This is a genomic window from Sneathiella sp. D3-11 (assembly GCF_055809395.1).
Genome location: NZ_CM147911.1, coordinates 2,188,110 through 2,201,965 on the forward strand (window position 1 = coordinate 2,188,110; position 13,856 = coordinate 2,201,965).

Consider the following 13,856-nt stretch of genomic DNA (forward strand, 5'->3'; position numbering starts at 1 on the left):
ATTTTTCTGTTTAACCGAAGCATTATGATCAGGATTAATGACAATATCACGCTGGATGACTCGGAAATCATCGAGAGCTTTATCCGGGCGTCTGGCCCTGGCGGGCAGAATGTCAACAAGGTCGAGACCGCAGTACAGCTGCGTTTCGATGCAAAAAACAGTCCAAACCTTCCGCCGTACATTTTTGCGCGGTTAAAGGAGCAGGCCGGGCAGCGGATGACGAAAGACGGGGTTCTCGTCCTCAGCGCTAGTGAATACCGGTCCCAAGATCGCAATCGGAAGGCCGCTCTGGAACGGCTTATTGGCTTGATACAGGAGGCCGCTATCGTTCCCAAATATCGGCGACCGACCAAACCGACTTACGCGTCCAAGCAGCGACGTCTTGAGAAGAAACAGAGGCGCGCCGGGCTTAAAAGGACTCGGGGGAAAGTTGGCTTGGACTAGCGATGGGAATCCACCATTGCAATTTTTTCAGCAATAAATTCTTCTGCTTCACTTATGCTGTCTGTGGCGACTATTTCTCCGTCCAGATTATTCAACACAGCATTCCCCTCCGCCATTTTAACGACTAATGGATATGCCGTATCGTTCGTGACAGTGGCGCCATAGAAATATTTTATCCCGGCGTCGATCAGTATGCTATCCAGATACTTAATGTCATCAAAGGACAGGATGTTTTCAAAATTTCCTCTGTTGTCAAGTATGCAAAAGAAAGAGTTTGATTTATTTAAGGATAAAAGTTCGTTGTATAAGCCGATTCGTTCGCATCTTCCAACTTTCCCGATAATCTGTATTTGATGCAGACGTTCGTATCCAATTTCGTATGTTATATACTCAAAATTGGAAATTGTTCCGGATCCGATTATGGCTCTAGCGGTCTCCAAGTCATAACTCCTTTTTTGAAAATCTTATGCCCTAACCTCTATCGCTTCTACAAATAAGAAATACGGTGTTGCTCAAGTCCACATTCCATTCTGATTCGTTCGCCGCTCTTCGAGGCAATCGGCCCAATGTCTTCTTATGGATTTTCTTCAAGAAGTTGGAATAGTTGCTGCCGTCATCTTAATATATCTCACAAATCATTGACTTGTTGATAATAATCTATATGTAGGCATCACGTGTTACATTCGTTTTGACTTGCCTAAATAATCGGTACGCTGGTTACCTTAGTTATCCCTGACAATGTGATCGTTACGAAAACCGTAGGTCTGCAAGGTGCGGGCCGCGCGTTTCATGTTGCTATAAAGGAATAATACTATGGCTACAGGTACTGTAAAATGGTTCAACCCGACAAAAGGTTTTGGCTTTATTGAGCCTGAAGATGGTTCAAATGATGCATTTGTCCATATTTCGGCGGTTGAACGCGCCGGGCTTCAGAGCCTAAACGAAGGTCAGAAGGTTTCTTATGACCTCGAAGCTGGCAAGAACGGCAAATCTTCTGCAGAAAACATCACTCTACTCTAGTTTGCGTTAATTGAAAGCCGCCGTCAGCTAATACTGACGGCGGCTTTTTTATGTCTGAACGTCTTTCAAGTCGTAGCTAACGTTATTTCGCCTTTTGTATATGTTCCAGCTTCAGACCTTTTGCCGTTCGGTTCTGGAAACCTTTCCAGTAAGTATGCTCGGGCTTTGGCGTGCCATCCTTTTCAATAGCGAAGACGCCATCGTTAGCCGTCTCGATAATATCGAGATAACTCTGTTTCGCGTCATCCCCTTTTAAGTGAGAATCGAAATAGGCTGTGACAAAATGCTGCGTAATATTATTCATGCGGAGCGTATCCCAAACAGCATCTGCATAATGATCAAAGGGAATAAAATCCAGATTTTCGACCGGATTCCATGATTCTGCTGGTGCGGGGATCGGCGCCGCAGCGTTATGATTAGCGTTTTCAAACGTCAGCAAGTAACGATCTGTATTCACGGCATTCTCGAATATTGCTTTTGTGCCCTTTTCGTATCCCGAAACATCATCGACGCTGCCCGCGATGAAGAACATCGGCACGCGCACCCCGGCTAGACCTTCTGCATCCCAGAAACCGTATGTCATGCCCCATGGCGCGATAGAAACGATCGCCTTGAAACGATTGTCCAGCATGGCTTCATGTTCCTTGCTGCCTGCCATCATCGGCTTTAGAGTGCCATTTGGCGCGCCCCAGGAAAGTTCGGTCGCGGCCTTCGTGACGCCACCACCCGCCGTTATAACGGACCCATAGGCGCCCATCGAATAACCGATCAGCCCGGTATCGTTTGCGTTTACCAGCCCGTGCAGGAAGCTGTTTGTATCCTTCCCAAGGCGGTCCATTTCTTCTAAAACGAATTTTTGATCGAGCGGCCTGTTGACCAATGTGCTGCCGAAGGCGGCCTTGTCATGATACATGCTGTCCGTATGATCTATGGACGCGACGACATATCCTTTGGAGGCCAAATTCTCCGCCAGATGGCTGAGTAAAAAGCGATTTCCCGGATAACCATGCGAGATAATGACTAAAGGATACGCTGTTGCGGGTGCTGCCGGTGCCGCGTCGCGGACGGCTTGGCCATAGAGCGTTACCTGTGTCTTTCCATCCCGCAAATAAACGTTGTTGTATTCGCCGCCCCGGTTTGTTCCGTCCGATGGATACCAAACCTCTACGGTTAGCGGTCGGTCATATTTGGGGAGTAGCTTGTCGGCCTCAACTTTCAGGATATCTACTTGATCTTTATTGGTGAGCTGAATTGTCCGGACACCAACAGCATAGTCGCCACGCTTTGCCAGCTCGGGCGCGTCGGGGCGTAATCCGTCAACCCTGTTTTCTGTCGCGAATGCCGTGCTGCTCATAATCAATCCCATCATCGCAATTTTTAATATCTTTCTCATTTTTCCCTCCCAGATCGTGGGCTGATGGCCCATTCCCGACGTCAATATTTTCATGCGGCAGGTGAAAAAACCACAGAAATAATATTAACCGCGATGGGGAATGCCTAAAAAATAAACAGAAATTGCGGTCGGCGCGCGAAAATCACGGGATTTGCTTAAATTATGAGCACAAATTTCTTTTTGATCAGTTTTTACTCAACCTAAAATCCTCTGTGAAGCGGATGCTAGTTAATAAATTCTTTACTTATCAGTCACTTACCACCATTCGGCGAAAAGACTTGAATTTCTGGCACGGCCTTTGCTTTTTGTACGGCACTACAAAAATGACAATGGGCTAATGGAGGCATCATTAAAATGTTAGGACTACGCAAAGTCGCAGGAGTGATTACGGGCGCAGCCATGTTGGCAACCAGCGCTTTCGGTCTGAGCTCCGCTCAGGCTGCGGACGACGTGATCAAGGTCGGGGTACTACACTCCCTATCCGGCACGATGGCTATTTCAGAAACCACCTTGAAGGATGCTGTCCTTATGATGGTGGACGATCTCAATAAGAAGGGCGGCCTTCTGGGTAAAAAGGTTGAGGCGGTCGTCGTTGATCCGGCATCTGACTGGCCTTTATTCGCAGAAAAAGCGCGTGAATTGATTGAGGTGGAAAAAGTTGATGTCGTTTTCGGGTGCTGGACGTCAGTGTCTCGCAAATCCGTCCTGCCGGTATTTGAAGAGCTGAACAGCATGCTTTTCTACCCGGTTCAGTATGAAGGCGAGGAAAGCTCCCGCAATGTATTCTACACCGGTGCTGCGCCGAACCAGCAGGCAATCCCGGCGGTTGAATATCTGATGAGCGAAGAAGGCGGTAACGTCGAGCGTTGGGTGCTGGCCGGTACCGACTATGTTTATCCGCGCACAACCAACAAGATTCTGGAAGCCTTCCTGAAATCAAAGGGTGTCGCAGAAGAGGACATCATGATCAACTACACGCCGTTCGGTCATTCCGATTGGCAGACGATCGTGTCTGACATCAAGAAGTTCGGTTCTGAAGGCAAGAAAACTGCTGTGGTTTCTACTATAAACGGTGATGCCAATGTTCCTTTCTATAAAGAACTCGGCAACCAGGGCATCGATGCAGCTGATATTCCAGTTGTGGCTTTCTCTGTTGGTGAAGAAGAACTCGCCGGTCTTGATACAGCACCGCTCGTTGGTCACCTCGCGGCATGGAACTACTTTATGAGCATGGAAAGCGAAGAAAATGATGCGTTCATCAAGCAGTGGAAAGCCTTTATTGGTGACGACAAGCGAGTTACCAACGACCCGATGGAAGCAACCTATATCGGCTTCAAAATGTGGACGCAGGCTGTAGAGCAGGCTGGTACCACTAATGTGGATGCGGTTCGTCAGGCAATGTACGGCCAGGAGGTTAAGAACCTCACAGGTGGTACAGCCGTTATGAACACAAACCATCACCTGTCCAAACCGGTTCTGATCGGTGAAATCCAGGACGATGGCCAGATCGAAACTGTCTGGCGGACGGAAGATGTCGTCGTTGGCGATGCCTGGAGCGATTTCATTCCGGAAAGCGCAAAACTGACAGCTGACTGGACATATCCTTATGTCTGTGGTGGCTGCGAAAAGCCGATGTACTAATCATCGCCTTGCTAAAGCTGAAGGGTCGGCAAGCGGCCGACCCTTCCTTCCCCTAACATAACTTTGCGAGAATCCGGTTACCCCCATGCGGATTACAATCAAAACCATAATCGCGGCTTTGCTTTTCCTGCTGGCGACCCAGGCCTCCGCTTCTGCGGATCTGGCGGACGCTGCGAAGGGCCTGCTCTCAAAAAAATATAGCGACAAAATTCAGGCGACAGAGGCGATTGCTGCGTCAGGCGGTGCCCGGTCTGCCTTTCTACTGGAAACGCTCCTCGAGGGGGACCTTTACGCCATAAAATCCGATGACCGGCTTGTCTCCCGTAAAAAAGTGAACGATGGCTATCAGATCACGGATATCATTACTGAAGAAAACCTCGGCGTGGTCAAAAGCAGCGATCTTTCCAAAATCCGTATCAACAACAAGATGCGCGGACTTATAAAGGATCTCCTCGGTCGCTTAACGCTCCTGAACGAAGCCCCCGCATTGCGACTGAAGGCAGCCGACTCGGTATTCAAAAGCCGACCGAAAGAAATGATTGTTCCGTTAGGCGATGCGCTGGAGGCGGAGACCGATGCAACAGTAGCTGCGGCTATGCGACGCGCGCTGGCGGCGTTGAACTTTGTGCACGGCGATACTTCGGAAGTGCAGGCTGAAGCACTCCTTATACTAGAGGAGCAATCAAACCCGGAAGTTAAATCACTTCTAAGCGCCGAAGCGAACAGGCTCGCCGCCATTCAAAATCCGTCACCTGAAAATCAGGCCCTTGCGAAAGCTGTGGGTGACGCGCTGGCCAAAGTCGATGAAAAACTTGCCATGCTTGGCATCGTGGAAAATGTGTTTCAGGGCATTTCGCTCGGTTCCGTGCTTCTTCTTGCGGCCATCGGTCTTGCCATTACTTTCGGGGTGATGGGGGTTATCAACATGGCGCATGGCGAAATGGTGATGATTGGTGCCTATACGACCTATGTGGTGCAGGAACTTTGCCGCAACTTCGCGCCAGACCTACTTGTCTATTCGTTGGTTGCCGCTATACCGGCCGCATTTATTGTTTCCGGCCTATGCGGTGTTGCGATTGAGCGCAGTATTATCCGTTTCCTTTATGGACGCCCGCTTGAAACACTGCTTGCGACTTGGGGTTTGAGTCTGATCTTGCAACAATTTGTCCGGACAATTTTCGGCCCGACGAATAAAGAGGTTTCCTCTCCCGATTGGTTAAGCGGCACATGGGAAATTACTGGCGGTCTCGCGCTCACCTATAACCGGATCGCTATTATCTTTTTTGCAGCGGCAGTACTCTTAATGTTGATGCTGGTACTAAGAAAAACCGCCTTTGGTCTGCAGATGCGCGCCGTTACCCAGAACCGCAGGATGGCTTCCTCGATGGGAATCCGGACCGGTTGGGTGGACGCCATGACCTTTGGTCTGGGCTCTGGTGTTGCGGGTATGGCGGGCGTCGCCTTGAGCCAGATTGATAACGTCAGTCCCAACCTGGGTCAGGCCTATATTGTTGACAGCTTCATGGTCGTCGTTTTTGGCGGCGTCGGGAATTTGTGGGGCACGCTGGTCGGTGCGCTTAGCCTCGGCGTCACCAACAAGTTTCTCGAACCTTATACTGGGGCGGTTCTCGCCAAAATATTTATCCTGGTTTTCATCATTTTGTTTATCCAGAAACGACCAAGAGGGCTATTCGCCCTCAAGGGTCGGGCTGTGGAGAATTAAGCCATGGTTGACGCGATATACAAATCTCACAAAGGCCCGTTCGTATCCCTCATGACGGGTCTTCCGGGCGGCGGCAAGACGTTTTTGGGGATTCTTCTTGTTGCCGCCCTCCTTGTTCCTTTGAGCAATACTCTACTCCCCGAGAGCTCAGCTTTTTATGTGCCGACCTATCTGGTTAGTCTGATGGGAAAATACGTCTGCTTCGCGCTTCTTGCACTAAGTGTTGATCTTATCTGGGGCTTCGCTGGTATCTTGAGTTTGGGTCATGGCGCCTTTTTCGCACTGGGCGGTTATTCCATGGGCATGTATTTGATGCGCCAGATCGGGGATCGCGGCGTATATGGCAATCCGATCCTCCCTGATTTCATGGTCTTCCTCAACTGGACGGAACTTCCCTGGTATTGGTATGGCTTCGATATGTTTCCCTTTGCCATGCTGATGGTGATGTTGGTTCCGGGGTTACTTGCCTTTGTCTTTGGCTGGTTTGCCTTTCGTTCGCGCGTGACCGGTGTCTATCTCTCGATCATTACGCAGGCTATGACTTATGCCTTACTTCTGGCCTTCTTCCGCAATGACATGGGGTTCGGCGGCAACAACGGTCTCACGGATTTCAAGGACATTCTCGGCTTTGATTTACAGGCAACAGGAACGCGGCTGGGGCTATTCGTCGCCTCCCTGATTGCGCTCGCCTTCGGATATCTGGTGTGTAGCATTATTACTCAATCCAAACTTGGCCGAGTGCTTGTCGCCATTCGCGACGCGGAAAGCCGGACCCGATTTTCGGGCTATAGGGTGGAGTATTACAAGCTTTTCGTGTTCGTAGTTTCAGCGGTTCTGGCAGGTATTGCGGGCGCGCTTTACGTACCGCAGGTCGGGATTATTAATCCATCCGAATTTTCACCGGCCAATTCGATTGAAGTCGTGATCTGGGTCGCGGTTGGAGGTCGTGGTACCCTTTGGGGCGCGGTTCTGGGTGCCTTTATTGTCAACTGGGGGAAAAGCTACTTCACCGGCAGCTTTCCGGAAGCCTGGCTTTATATGTTGGGTGGGCTGTTTGTCTTCGCGACATTATTCCTGCCGAAAGGGATTGTTGGGACCTCCGCTATCTGGATCGAAAAACTGAAGAATACACGGCAGGGAAGTCCTGATATTGGTATTCCCCTGCCTGTGAAAGAAGAATGATGACTACGCAAGCAAATGAATCTGTTCATCAGGGTTTGAGCTCAATCCTTTATCTTGATGGGGTGAGTGTCAGTTTTGATGGTTTCAAGGCTTTGAATAACCTCAGTTTAGTGATTGAACCGGGGGAAATGCGGGCGATTATCGGACCGAACGGTGCGGGTAAAACGACGATGATGGATGTTATTACCGGCAAGACAAAACCGGATACGGGGGAGATTTTCTTCAAAGGTGGTGTCGATCTTACCAAGCATGACGAAGCCTATATCGCCAATCTCGGCATTGGTCGTAAATTTCAGAAACCGACAGTGTTCGAAAGTCAGACCGTTTTTCATAATCTGGAGCTTTCCCTGAAGGGCGAGAAGGGGGTCATGACGACGCTCTTCGCGGCGCTTAACGATGCGGAAGTCGCGCGGATTATGGAAGTTCTCGGTGTCATCCGCCTCACGGAAAAAGCCGGCGATCTGGCGGGTAGCTTATCTCATGGCCAGAAACAGTGGCTGGAAATTGGCATGTTGCTGATGCAGGACCCGGACCTTCTGCTTGTAGATGAGCCTGTGGCGGGAATGACTGATGCGGAAACGGAACAGACCGCCATCTTGCTGCGCGAAATTTCGGCGACCCATTCGGTTGTTGTGGTTGAGCATGACATGGAATTTGTCCGTGCACTGAATTCAAAAGTGACCGTGTTGCATGAAGGATCAGTGCTTGCCGAAGGCAGCCTCGATACTGTTCAGAATAATCAACGCGTTATCGAAGTTTATCTGGGGCGCTGATCATGTTGATTGTTGAAAATGTCGATCTTTTTTATGGGGCGAGCCAGGCGTTGCGCCATGTATCATTGGAGGTAAAGAAGGGAGAGGTTACCTCTCTCCTCGGGCGTAATGGTGTCGGAAAGACCAGCACCTTGCGCGCCATTGTCGGACAGCATCCGGTTTCAAGCGGAAAAATCAGCTGGGATGGCAAGGACATTACCAATATGAGCGCACATCAGCGTGCCCGGGAGGGCATTGCGGTTATTCCGCAAGGGCGCGAAATATTCCCGCTTTTGACGGTACATGAAAATCTCAAGACGGGGTTCGCCGCGCTTCCTCTCAAGGAAAGATATATTCCCTCAGAGATCTTTGATTTGTTTCCTATCCTTCAGGATATGCTAAAAAGGAGAGGTGGCGATTTGTCCGGCGGACAACAACAACAATTAGCAATTGGCAGGGCACTGGTTATGCGACCGAAGCTTCTTGTTCTAGATGAACCAACTGAAGGAATTCAGCCGTCGATTATCAAGGATATTGGCAATGTTATCGAAATACTGAGAGATCGCGGAGACATGGCCATCCTGCTTGTGGAACAATATTTCGAGTTTGCGCGCGATCTCGCGAACCGGTTCGCTGTTATGGATCGCGGGGAGGTCGTTCTGGCCGGAGCGAAAGAGGATATGCTGGAAAGTGACGTTCGAAAATACCTTACAGTCTGATCACGCTCCTGCCGCGCTCGCCCGGTCAGAAGGGCGCGTGGAGTTAAGGTATCGCGTCAAAGAGTCCGGCTCGAAGCTTGCGCATCTGTATCAGCGCGGATGCGGACGGGTCCGGTTTCCTACCGTTGATCACGCCGACTATCCCGAAGCCGTTTTGATCAATACAGCGGGCGGTCTGACTGGCGGAGATCATATGTCCTATCAGATCACGCTAGATGAGGGCTCGGGGCTTACCATATCGGGGCAGGCGGCCGAAAAAATCTACCGTTCCGTTGGATCAATGGCAGTGATAGAGGCTGAGATACATGTTGCGCGCGGGGCAGTTCTTGAATGGTTGCCGCAAGAGACAATCCTTTTTGAGAAGGGCCGTCTTCGCCGGATGAACACTGTGTATCTGGAAGCGGGAAGTCGTTTAATAGCTCTTGAGGCGACCCTGTTTGGCCGAACGGCCCATGGAGAAACTCTGAGGGCCGCGAGTCTTCAGGACGGATGGAAGGTCTGGCGAAATGGAAAGCTTCTCTGGTTCGATAATTTCGTTCTGGAAGGTGACATTCACGCCAAATCTCTCCGCCCGGCATTACTTGCCGGCGCAAAAGGGATGGCCACAATCCTGATCGCGGACGATCAGGCCGAGAGCTATCAAGACGTGGCGCGAGACTCAGTGCGTGAGAACGGCGTGCGGGCAGCAGTTACTTGCCGGGATGAATTGCTGATCATACGGGTGCTGGCGGATAGCGGTTATGAGCTACGGAAAAGTCTTGCACGTATTTTGACGCGAATGCGGACAGAACTTTCAGGGCATACCGTAGCGCTGCCAAAAGTGTGGGAAAATCAATAAGAAGGGCGAAAAATGCAATTTACACCGAAGGAAAAGGACAAATTGCTGGTGTCACTAGCGGCCATGGTGGCGCGCGAGCGGCTGGCGCGGGGGGTGAAGCTGAACTATCCCGAATCCATCGCGCTCATTACAGATTTTGTTATTGAGGGTGCGCGTGACGGTAAATCCGTGGCGACCCTGATGAGTGAAGGCGGAACGGTCGTCAGCCGGGAGCAAGTCATGGACGGGATCGCCGAGATGATCGATGAAGTTCAGGTCGAGGCCACCTTCCCCGACGGGACCAAGCTGGTCACCGTGCATGATCCCATTCGATAAGGAGCACGAGATGAAACCAGGAGAAATCATTCCCGCCGCCGGCGAAATTGAGCTGAATGCCGGTCGTCAATCCATGACCCTCACGGTTTCCAACACTGGAGACCGACCCGTCCAGGTTGGCAGCCATTTTCATTTTGCCGAAGCAAACAGCGGCCTTGAATTTGATCGTGCAGCCGCAAAAGGGTTCCGTCTTGACATCCCGTCCGGCACGGCCATCCGATTTGAGCCTGGTCAGACACGGGATGTAAATCTCGTCGCCCTTTCGGGCACGCGTACCGTCTATGGATTTAATCAGGCCATTATGGGCCCGCTGGATAAGGGAGAGTAAAATGGCGGTAACCTTTTCACGGGGCGCCTATGCGGGCATGTTTGGCCCGACAACGGGGGATAAAGTCCGGCTTGCGGATACGGAACTATTTATCGAAGTTGAGAAGGACTTCACGACCTATGGCGAGGAGGTCAAGTTCGGCGGCGGAAAGGTCATCCGCGACGGCATGGGCCAGTCTCAGGTCACGCGGGCAAATGGCGCCGTCGATACGGTGATCACCAATGCGTTGATTGTTGATCACTGGGGTATCGTCAAGGCCGATGTTGGCTTGCGTGATGGCAAAATACATGCAATCGGAAAGGCCGGAAATCCCGATATCCAGTCTGGCGTCAATATTATTATTGGTCCGTCGACCGAGGTTATTGCAGGGGAGGGAAAGATCCTTACCGCGGGCGCGCTTGATGTTCATATCCACTTCATCTGCCCACAGCAGATCGATGACGCGCTCTATAGCGGTGTGACAACCATGATGGGTGGTGGCACGGGCCCGGCGACCGGAACGAACGCAACGACCTGTACCCCGGGGGCTTTTCATCTTGCGCGGATGATGCAGGCGGCAGAAGCTTTTCCGATGAACCTCGGGTTTTTGGAAAAGGCAACGCGAGCCTTCCCGACGCTCTGGTGGAGCAGGTACAGGCGGGGGCCTGCGGCCTTAAGCTACACGAAGACTGGGGCACCACGCCTGCCGCAATTGATTGCTGTCTCTCCGTTGCTGATGACATGGATGTTCAAGTACTCATCCATACGGACACCCTGAATGAATCTGGATTTGTCGAGAATACGGTTGCTGCCTTCAAGAAGCGGACGATCCATGCGTTTCATACGGAAGGCGCAGGCGGGGGGCATGCCCCGGACATTATCAAGGTCGTCGGGGAGCCGAACGTGATTCCCTCCTCCACCAATCCAACGCGGCCATTCACGATCAATACGATTGATGAACATCTCGATATGTTGATGGTATGCCATCATCTGGACCCTAATATCCCCGAAGATGTGGCCTTCGCCGAGAGCCGTATTCGAAAAGAGACGATTGCCGCCGAAGATATCCTTCACGACATGGGCGCATTTTCCATTATTGCTTCAGACAGCCAGGCGATGGGACGGGTCGGCGAAGTCCTGATCCGCACCTGGCAAACGGCCGACAAGATGAAGAAACAGCGCGGACGGCTGGCGGAGGAAACGGGGGAGAATGATAACTTCCGCGTAAAGCGTTATATCGCTAAATACTCGATCAACCCGGCAATCGCACAGGGCATAGATACTTATGTTGGCTCGGTCGAGGCAGGCAAGCTTGCCGATCTGGTTCTCTGGTCCCCCGCATTTTTTGGGGTGAAGCCTGATCTGGTGTTAAAGTCCGGGACAATTGTCGCGGCGCCCATGGGAGACCCGAACGCTTCCATCCCGACACCGCAGCCCGTTCACTATCGCCCAATGTTCGGTGCGTTTGGCAAAAGCCTGACGGCAAGTTCGGTCACCTTCGTGAGCGAGGCGTCACTCCAATATGATCTGAAAGGCGAGCTGGGGTTGGAGCGAGACCTCTTGCCGGTGAAAAATACCCGCTCAGGTATTAGTAAAGCGTCGATGATTCATAACAGCGCGACACCGAAAATAGATGTTGATCCGGAGACCTATATGGTTCACGCGGACGGGGAGTTGCTCACCTGCGATCCGGCAACGGAGCTTCCCATGGCCCAACGCTATTTTATGTATTAGACCATGAAGCATGCACGCGCCATTTACAGCTCCTCCACGCCATTTGATGGCGTGGTGTGTGACACGGTCACGCTTGATTTTGATCACCGCTGTCGTCGCCGGCTGAAGCTTGAGACCGACAATGGCATGGCGTTTCTTCTGGATATGCCGGAACTGAAAACCCTGCGTGATGGCGAAATCCTCCTGCTGGAAGACGGATCCGGTATTGGCGTGCGCGCTCGCAATGAGCCCGTTGTGGATATCCGCTGCAAGGATTTGGCGCATCTGGTACGCGTTGCCTGGCATTTGGGAAATCGCCATTTACCCACGGAGTTAATGGGGGATCGTCTGCGCATTCGGCAGGATCATGTGATTGAAGAGATGGCCGAAAAATTAGGGGCGACGGTCATGCGGTTGGATGCTCCCTTTAATCCCGAAGGCGGGGCTTATGGGCATGGTGAGACGCAAGGCCATAGCCACGGGCATCATCATGGATAATCGTGCGCTTTTTAACCTGATGTCCTGGATGTCGCCATCTTATCCGATTGGCTCCTATACCTACAGCCACGGTATTGAGTTCGCGGTTGAGGAAGGGCTCGTAACCAGCCTAAACAATCTGGTGCCTTGGATTACTGATATTCTGGAATATGGCAGCGGCAAATCCGATTGCGTTTTGCTGGCGGCGGCCTACTGGGCCACAATCGATCAGGATATGGAGGCTTTGAAGGAGGTCGCCGAGATTGGGAATGCCTTTGCACCGACAAAGGAAATAGCGCTTGAAACGACGCAACAGGGCCGCGCCTTCGTGGGCGTTATTGGCAATGTGAGCACAGAGGCAAAGACGCTGGCGGTATTGGCCGAATACTGGCAAGGTCCGCTAATTCATCCGATTGCCGTGGGTATTGTCGCCGCAGATCATGGGGTTCCCTTGAGCGAAACGCTCACCGCATATTTGCACGGTTTTGTTTCCAACCTTGTATCTGCTGCTGTTCGGCTTGTTCCGCTGGGCCAGACGGATGGGCAGCGCGCAATTGCCGCCATGGCAGATAAGGTGGAACGAATTACAGCTATCGCAATTAAAACACCCTTGGGCGAATTGGGCTCCGCCACCCTGATGGTTGACTGGTGCTCCGCTTCACATGAAACACAGTATACGAGGTTATTCAGGTCATGACGTCAGTACATAACGGACCTTTGCGCGTTGGCATTGGAGGACCGGTCGGCTCCGGCAAAACCGCGCTTACCGACGCACTTTGCAAGCATCTGCGTGAGGATTTTAATATAGCAGTAATCACCAATGATATTTACACTCGCGAGGATGCGGAATTCTTGACCCGGTCCGGGGCTCTCTCACCTGACCGGATTGTCGGGGTTGAAACGGGCGGCTGCCCGCATACGGCCATTCGTGAAGATGCGTCGATCAACCTTGCCGCTGTTGCGGATATCTCGGAAAAATTTGAAGGGCTAGAGCTCATCTTGATTGAATCCGGTGGGGATAACCTCGCCGCGACCTTCAGCCCGGAACTTGCCGATATCACAATTTATGTCATTGATGTTTCCGCTGGCGATAAAATTCCACGCAAAGGCGGACCCGGCATTACTCGATCCGATCTACTCGTCATAAACAAGATTGATCTGGCTCCTTATGTCGGTGCTGATCTAGGCGTGATGGATAGAGACTCAAAAAAGATGCGAGGTGAGCGGCCCTTTGTCTTCACGAATATCAAAGCAGGGGACGGCGTGGAGAGCGTAGCAAGTTTCATCATAGACAAGGGTGGATTGTGATGCCGTATCATTGAAAGAGAACTG

15 protein-coding genes and 1 pseudogene are annotated in these 13,856 nt (G+C 51.6%); 14 read left to right on the top strand and 2 right to left on the bottom strand.

The features are described from left to right. Positions 1-24: 24 nt before the first annotated feature. A complete protein-coding gene (arfB, locus tag AC0L73_RS11170; protein ID WP_473653771.1) occupies positions 25-444 on the top strand; it encodes an alternative ribosome rescue aminoacyl-tRNA hydrolase ArfB in 420 nt (139 codons plus the stop codon). On the opposite strand, the gene AC0L73_RS11175 is transcribed toward arfB, so the two are convergent. After that, on the bottom strand, positions 441-884 hold the full coding sequence (locus tag AC0L73_RS11175; protein WP_473653772.1) for a hypothetical protein: 444 nt from the start codon (positions 882-884) through the stop codon (positions 441-443). The genes arfB and AC0L73_RS11175 overlap by 4 nt on opposite strands. A 373-nt stretch (positions 885-1,257) precedes the next feature. Between AC0L73_RS11175 and AC0L73_RS11180 the strand changes: the two genes are divergently transcribed. Then, entirely contained in the window at positions 1,258-1,464 is a 207-nt protein-coding gene (locus AC0L73_RS11180; protein ID WP_227948142.1) for a cold-shock protein, read from the top strand. A gap of 82 nt (positions 1,465-1,546) precedes the next feature. Here the strand turns inward: AC0L73_RS11180 and AC0L73_RS11185 are convergent, their stop codons facing one another. Further along, positions 1,547-2,857, bottom strand: a complete 1,311-nt coding sequence (locus tag AC0L73_RS11185) for an alpha/beta hydrolase family protein (RefSeq protein ID WP_473653773.1) — start codon at positions 2,855-2,857, stop codon at positions 1,547-1,549. 354 nt (positions 2,858-3,211) lie between these two features. Here AC0L73_RS11185 and urtA point away from each other — a divergent pair, with 354 nt between their 5' ends. From urtA to ureG, 12 genes and pseudogenes are all read left to right on the top strand, one after another. Next, positions 3,212-4,498 carry an urea ABC transporter substrate-binding protein gene (gene urtA / locus AC0L73_RS11190; protein ID WP_227948140.1) on the top strand — a complete coding sequence of 429 codons (1,287 nt, stop codon included), beginning with the start codon at positions 3,212-3,214 and terminating at the stop codon, positions 4,496-4,498. A gap of 85 nt (positions 4,499-4,583) precedes the next feature. Continuing rightward, positions 4,584-6,221, top strand: a complete 1,638-nt coding sequence (urtB, locus tag AC0L73_RS11195; RefSeq protein WP_473653774.1) for an urea ABC transporter permease subunit UrtB — start codon at positions 4,584-4,586, stop codon at positions 6,219-6,221. A gap of 51 nt (positions 6,222-6,272) precedes the next feature. Beyond that, on the top strand, positions 6,273-7,403 hold the full coding sequence (gene urtC / locus AC0L73_RS11200) for an urea ABC transporter permease subunit UrtC (protein WP_473655445.1): 1,131 nt from the start codon (positions 6,273-6,275) through the stop codon (positions 7,401-7,403). Further along, positions 7,400-8,176: an urea ABC transporter ATP-binding protein UrtD gene (urtD, locus tag AC0L73_RS11205; RefSeq protein ID WP_227948137.1), complete on the top strand. Its 777-nt coding sequence runs from the start codon at positions 7,400-7,402 to the stop codon at positions 8,174-8,176. Before urtC ends, urtD begins: the two co-directional genes overlap by 4 nt. A 2-nt stretch (positions 8,177-8,178) precedes the next feature. Next, positions 8,179-8,874 carry an urea ABC transporter ATP-binding subunit UrtE gene (gene urtE, locus AC0L73_RS11210; protein WP_227948136.1) on the top strand — a complete coding sequence of 232 codons (696 nt, stop codon included), beginning with the start codon at positions 8,179-8,181 and terminating at the stop codon, positions 8,872-8,874. Next, positions 8,846-9,712: an urease accessory protein UreD gene (locus AC0L73_RS11215; protein ID WP_473653775.1), complete on the top strand. Its 867-nt coding sequence runs from the start codon at positions 8,846-8,848 to the stop codon at positions 9,710-9,712. The genes urtE and AC0L73_RS11215 overlap by 29 nt, the downstream gene beginning before the upstream one ends. A 12-nt stretch (positions 9,713-9,724) precedes the next feature. Beyond that, the gene (locus AC0L73_RS11220) at positions 9,725-10,027 is read left to right on the top strand and encodes an urease subunit gamma (protein WP_473653776.1); all 303 of its coding nucleotides are present in this window, start codon (positions 9,725-9,727) and stop codon (positions 10,025-10,027) included. A 10-nt stretch (positions 10,028-10,037) separates the two neighbouring features. Then, the gene (locus AC0L73_RS11225) at positions 10,038-10,355 is read left to right on the top strand and encodes an urease subunit beta (protein ID WP_227948133.1); all 318 of its coding nucleotides are present in this window, start codon (positions 10,038-10,040) and stop codon (positions 10,353-10,355) included. Position 10,356: 1 nt separating this feature from the next. Beyond that, positions 10,357-12,068, top strand: a pseudogene (ureC, locus tag AC0L73_RS11230) (urease subunit alpha). Positions 12,069-12,071: 3 nt separating this feature from the next. Then, entirely contained in the window at positions 12,072-12,545 is a 474-nt protein-coding gene (gene ureE, locus AC0L73_RS11235; protein ID WP_473653777.1) for an urease accessory protein UreE, read from the top strand. Next, on the top strand, positions 12,502-13,221 hold the full coding sequence (locus AC0L73_RS11240; protein WP_473653778.1) for an urease accessory protein UreF: 720 nt from the start codon (positions 12,502-12,504) through the stop codon (positions 13,219-13,221). Before ureE ends, AC0L73_RS11240 begins: the two co-directional genes overlap by 44 nt. Beyond that, positions 13,218-13,832: an urease accessory protein UreG gene (ureG, locus tag AC0L73_RS11245; protein WP_227948129.1), complete on the top strand. Its 615-nt coding sequence runs from the start codon at positions 13,218-13,220 to the stop codon at positions 13,830-13,832. Before AC0L73_RS11240 ends, ureG begins: the two co-directional genes overlap by 4 nt. Positions 13,833-13,856: the final 24 nt, after the last annotated feature.

Excerpts from the sequence above, each read along its gene's own strand:
- arfB (WP_473653771.1), top strand. The coding sequence starts at position 25 with ATGATCAGGATTAATGACAATATCACGCTGGATGACTCGGAAATCATC.
- AC0L73_RS11180 (WP_227948142.1), top strand. The coding sequence starts at position 1,258 with ATGGCTACAGGTACTGTAAAATGGTTCAACCCGACAAAAGGTTTTGGC.
- AC0L73_RS11185 (WP_473653773.1), bottom strand. The coding sequence starts at position 2,857 with ATGAGAAAGATATTAAAAATTGCGATGATGGGATTGATTATGAGCAGC.
- urtA (WP_227948140.1), top strand. The coding sequence starts at position 3,212 with ATGTTAGGACTACGCAAAGTCGCAGGAGTGATTACGGGCGCAGCCATG.
- urtB (WP_473653774.1), top strand. The coding sequence starts at position 4,584 with ATGCGGATTACAATCAAAACCATAATCGCGGCTTTGCTTTTCCTGCTG.
- urtC (WP_473655445.1), top strand. The coding sequence starts at position 6,273 with ATGACGGGTCTTCCGGGCGGCGGCAAGACGTTTTTGGGGATTCTTCTT.
- urtD (WP_227948137.1), top strand. The coding sequence starts at position 7,400 with ATGATGACTACGCAAGCAAATGAATCTGTTCATCAGGGTTTGAGCTCA.
- urtE (WP_227948136.1), top strand. The coding sequence starts at position 8,179 with ATGTTGATTGTTGAAAATGTCGATCTTTTTTATGGGGCGAGCCAGGCG.
- AC0L73_RS11220 (WP_473653776.1), top strand. The coding sequence starts at position 9,725 with ATGCAATTTACACCGAAGGAAAAGGACAAATTGCTGGTGTCACTAGCG.
- AC0L73_RS11225 (WP_227948133.1), top strand. The coding sequence starts at position 10,038 with ATGAAACCAGGAGAAATCATTCCCGCCGCCGGCGAAATTGAGCTGAAT.
- ureE (WP_473653777.1), top strand. The coding sequence starts at position 12,072 with ATGAAGCATGCACGCGCCATTTACAGCTCCTCCACGCCATTTGATGGC.
- AC0L73_RS11240 (WP_473653778.1), top strand. The coding sequence starts at position 12,502 with ATGGTGAGACGCAAGGCCATAGCCACGGGCATCATCATGGATAATCGT.
- ureG (WP_227948129.1), top strand. The coding sequence starts at position 13,218 with ATGACGTCAGTACATAACGGACCTTTGCGCGTTGGCATTGGAGGACCG.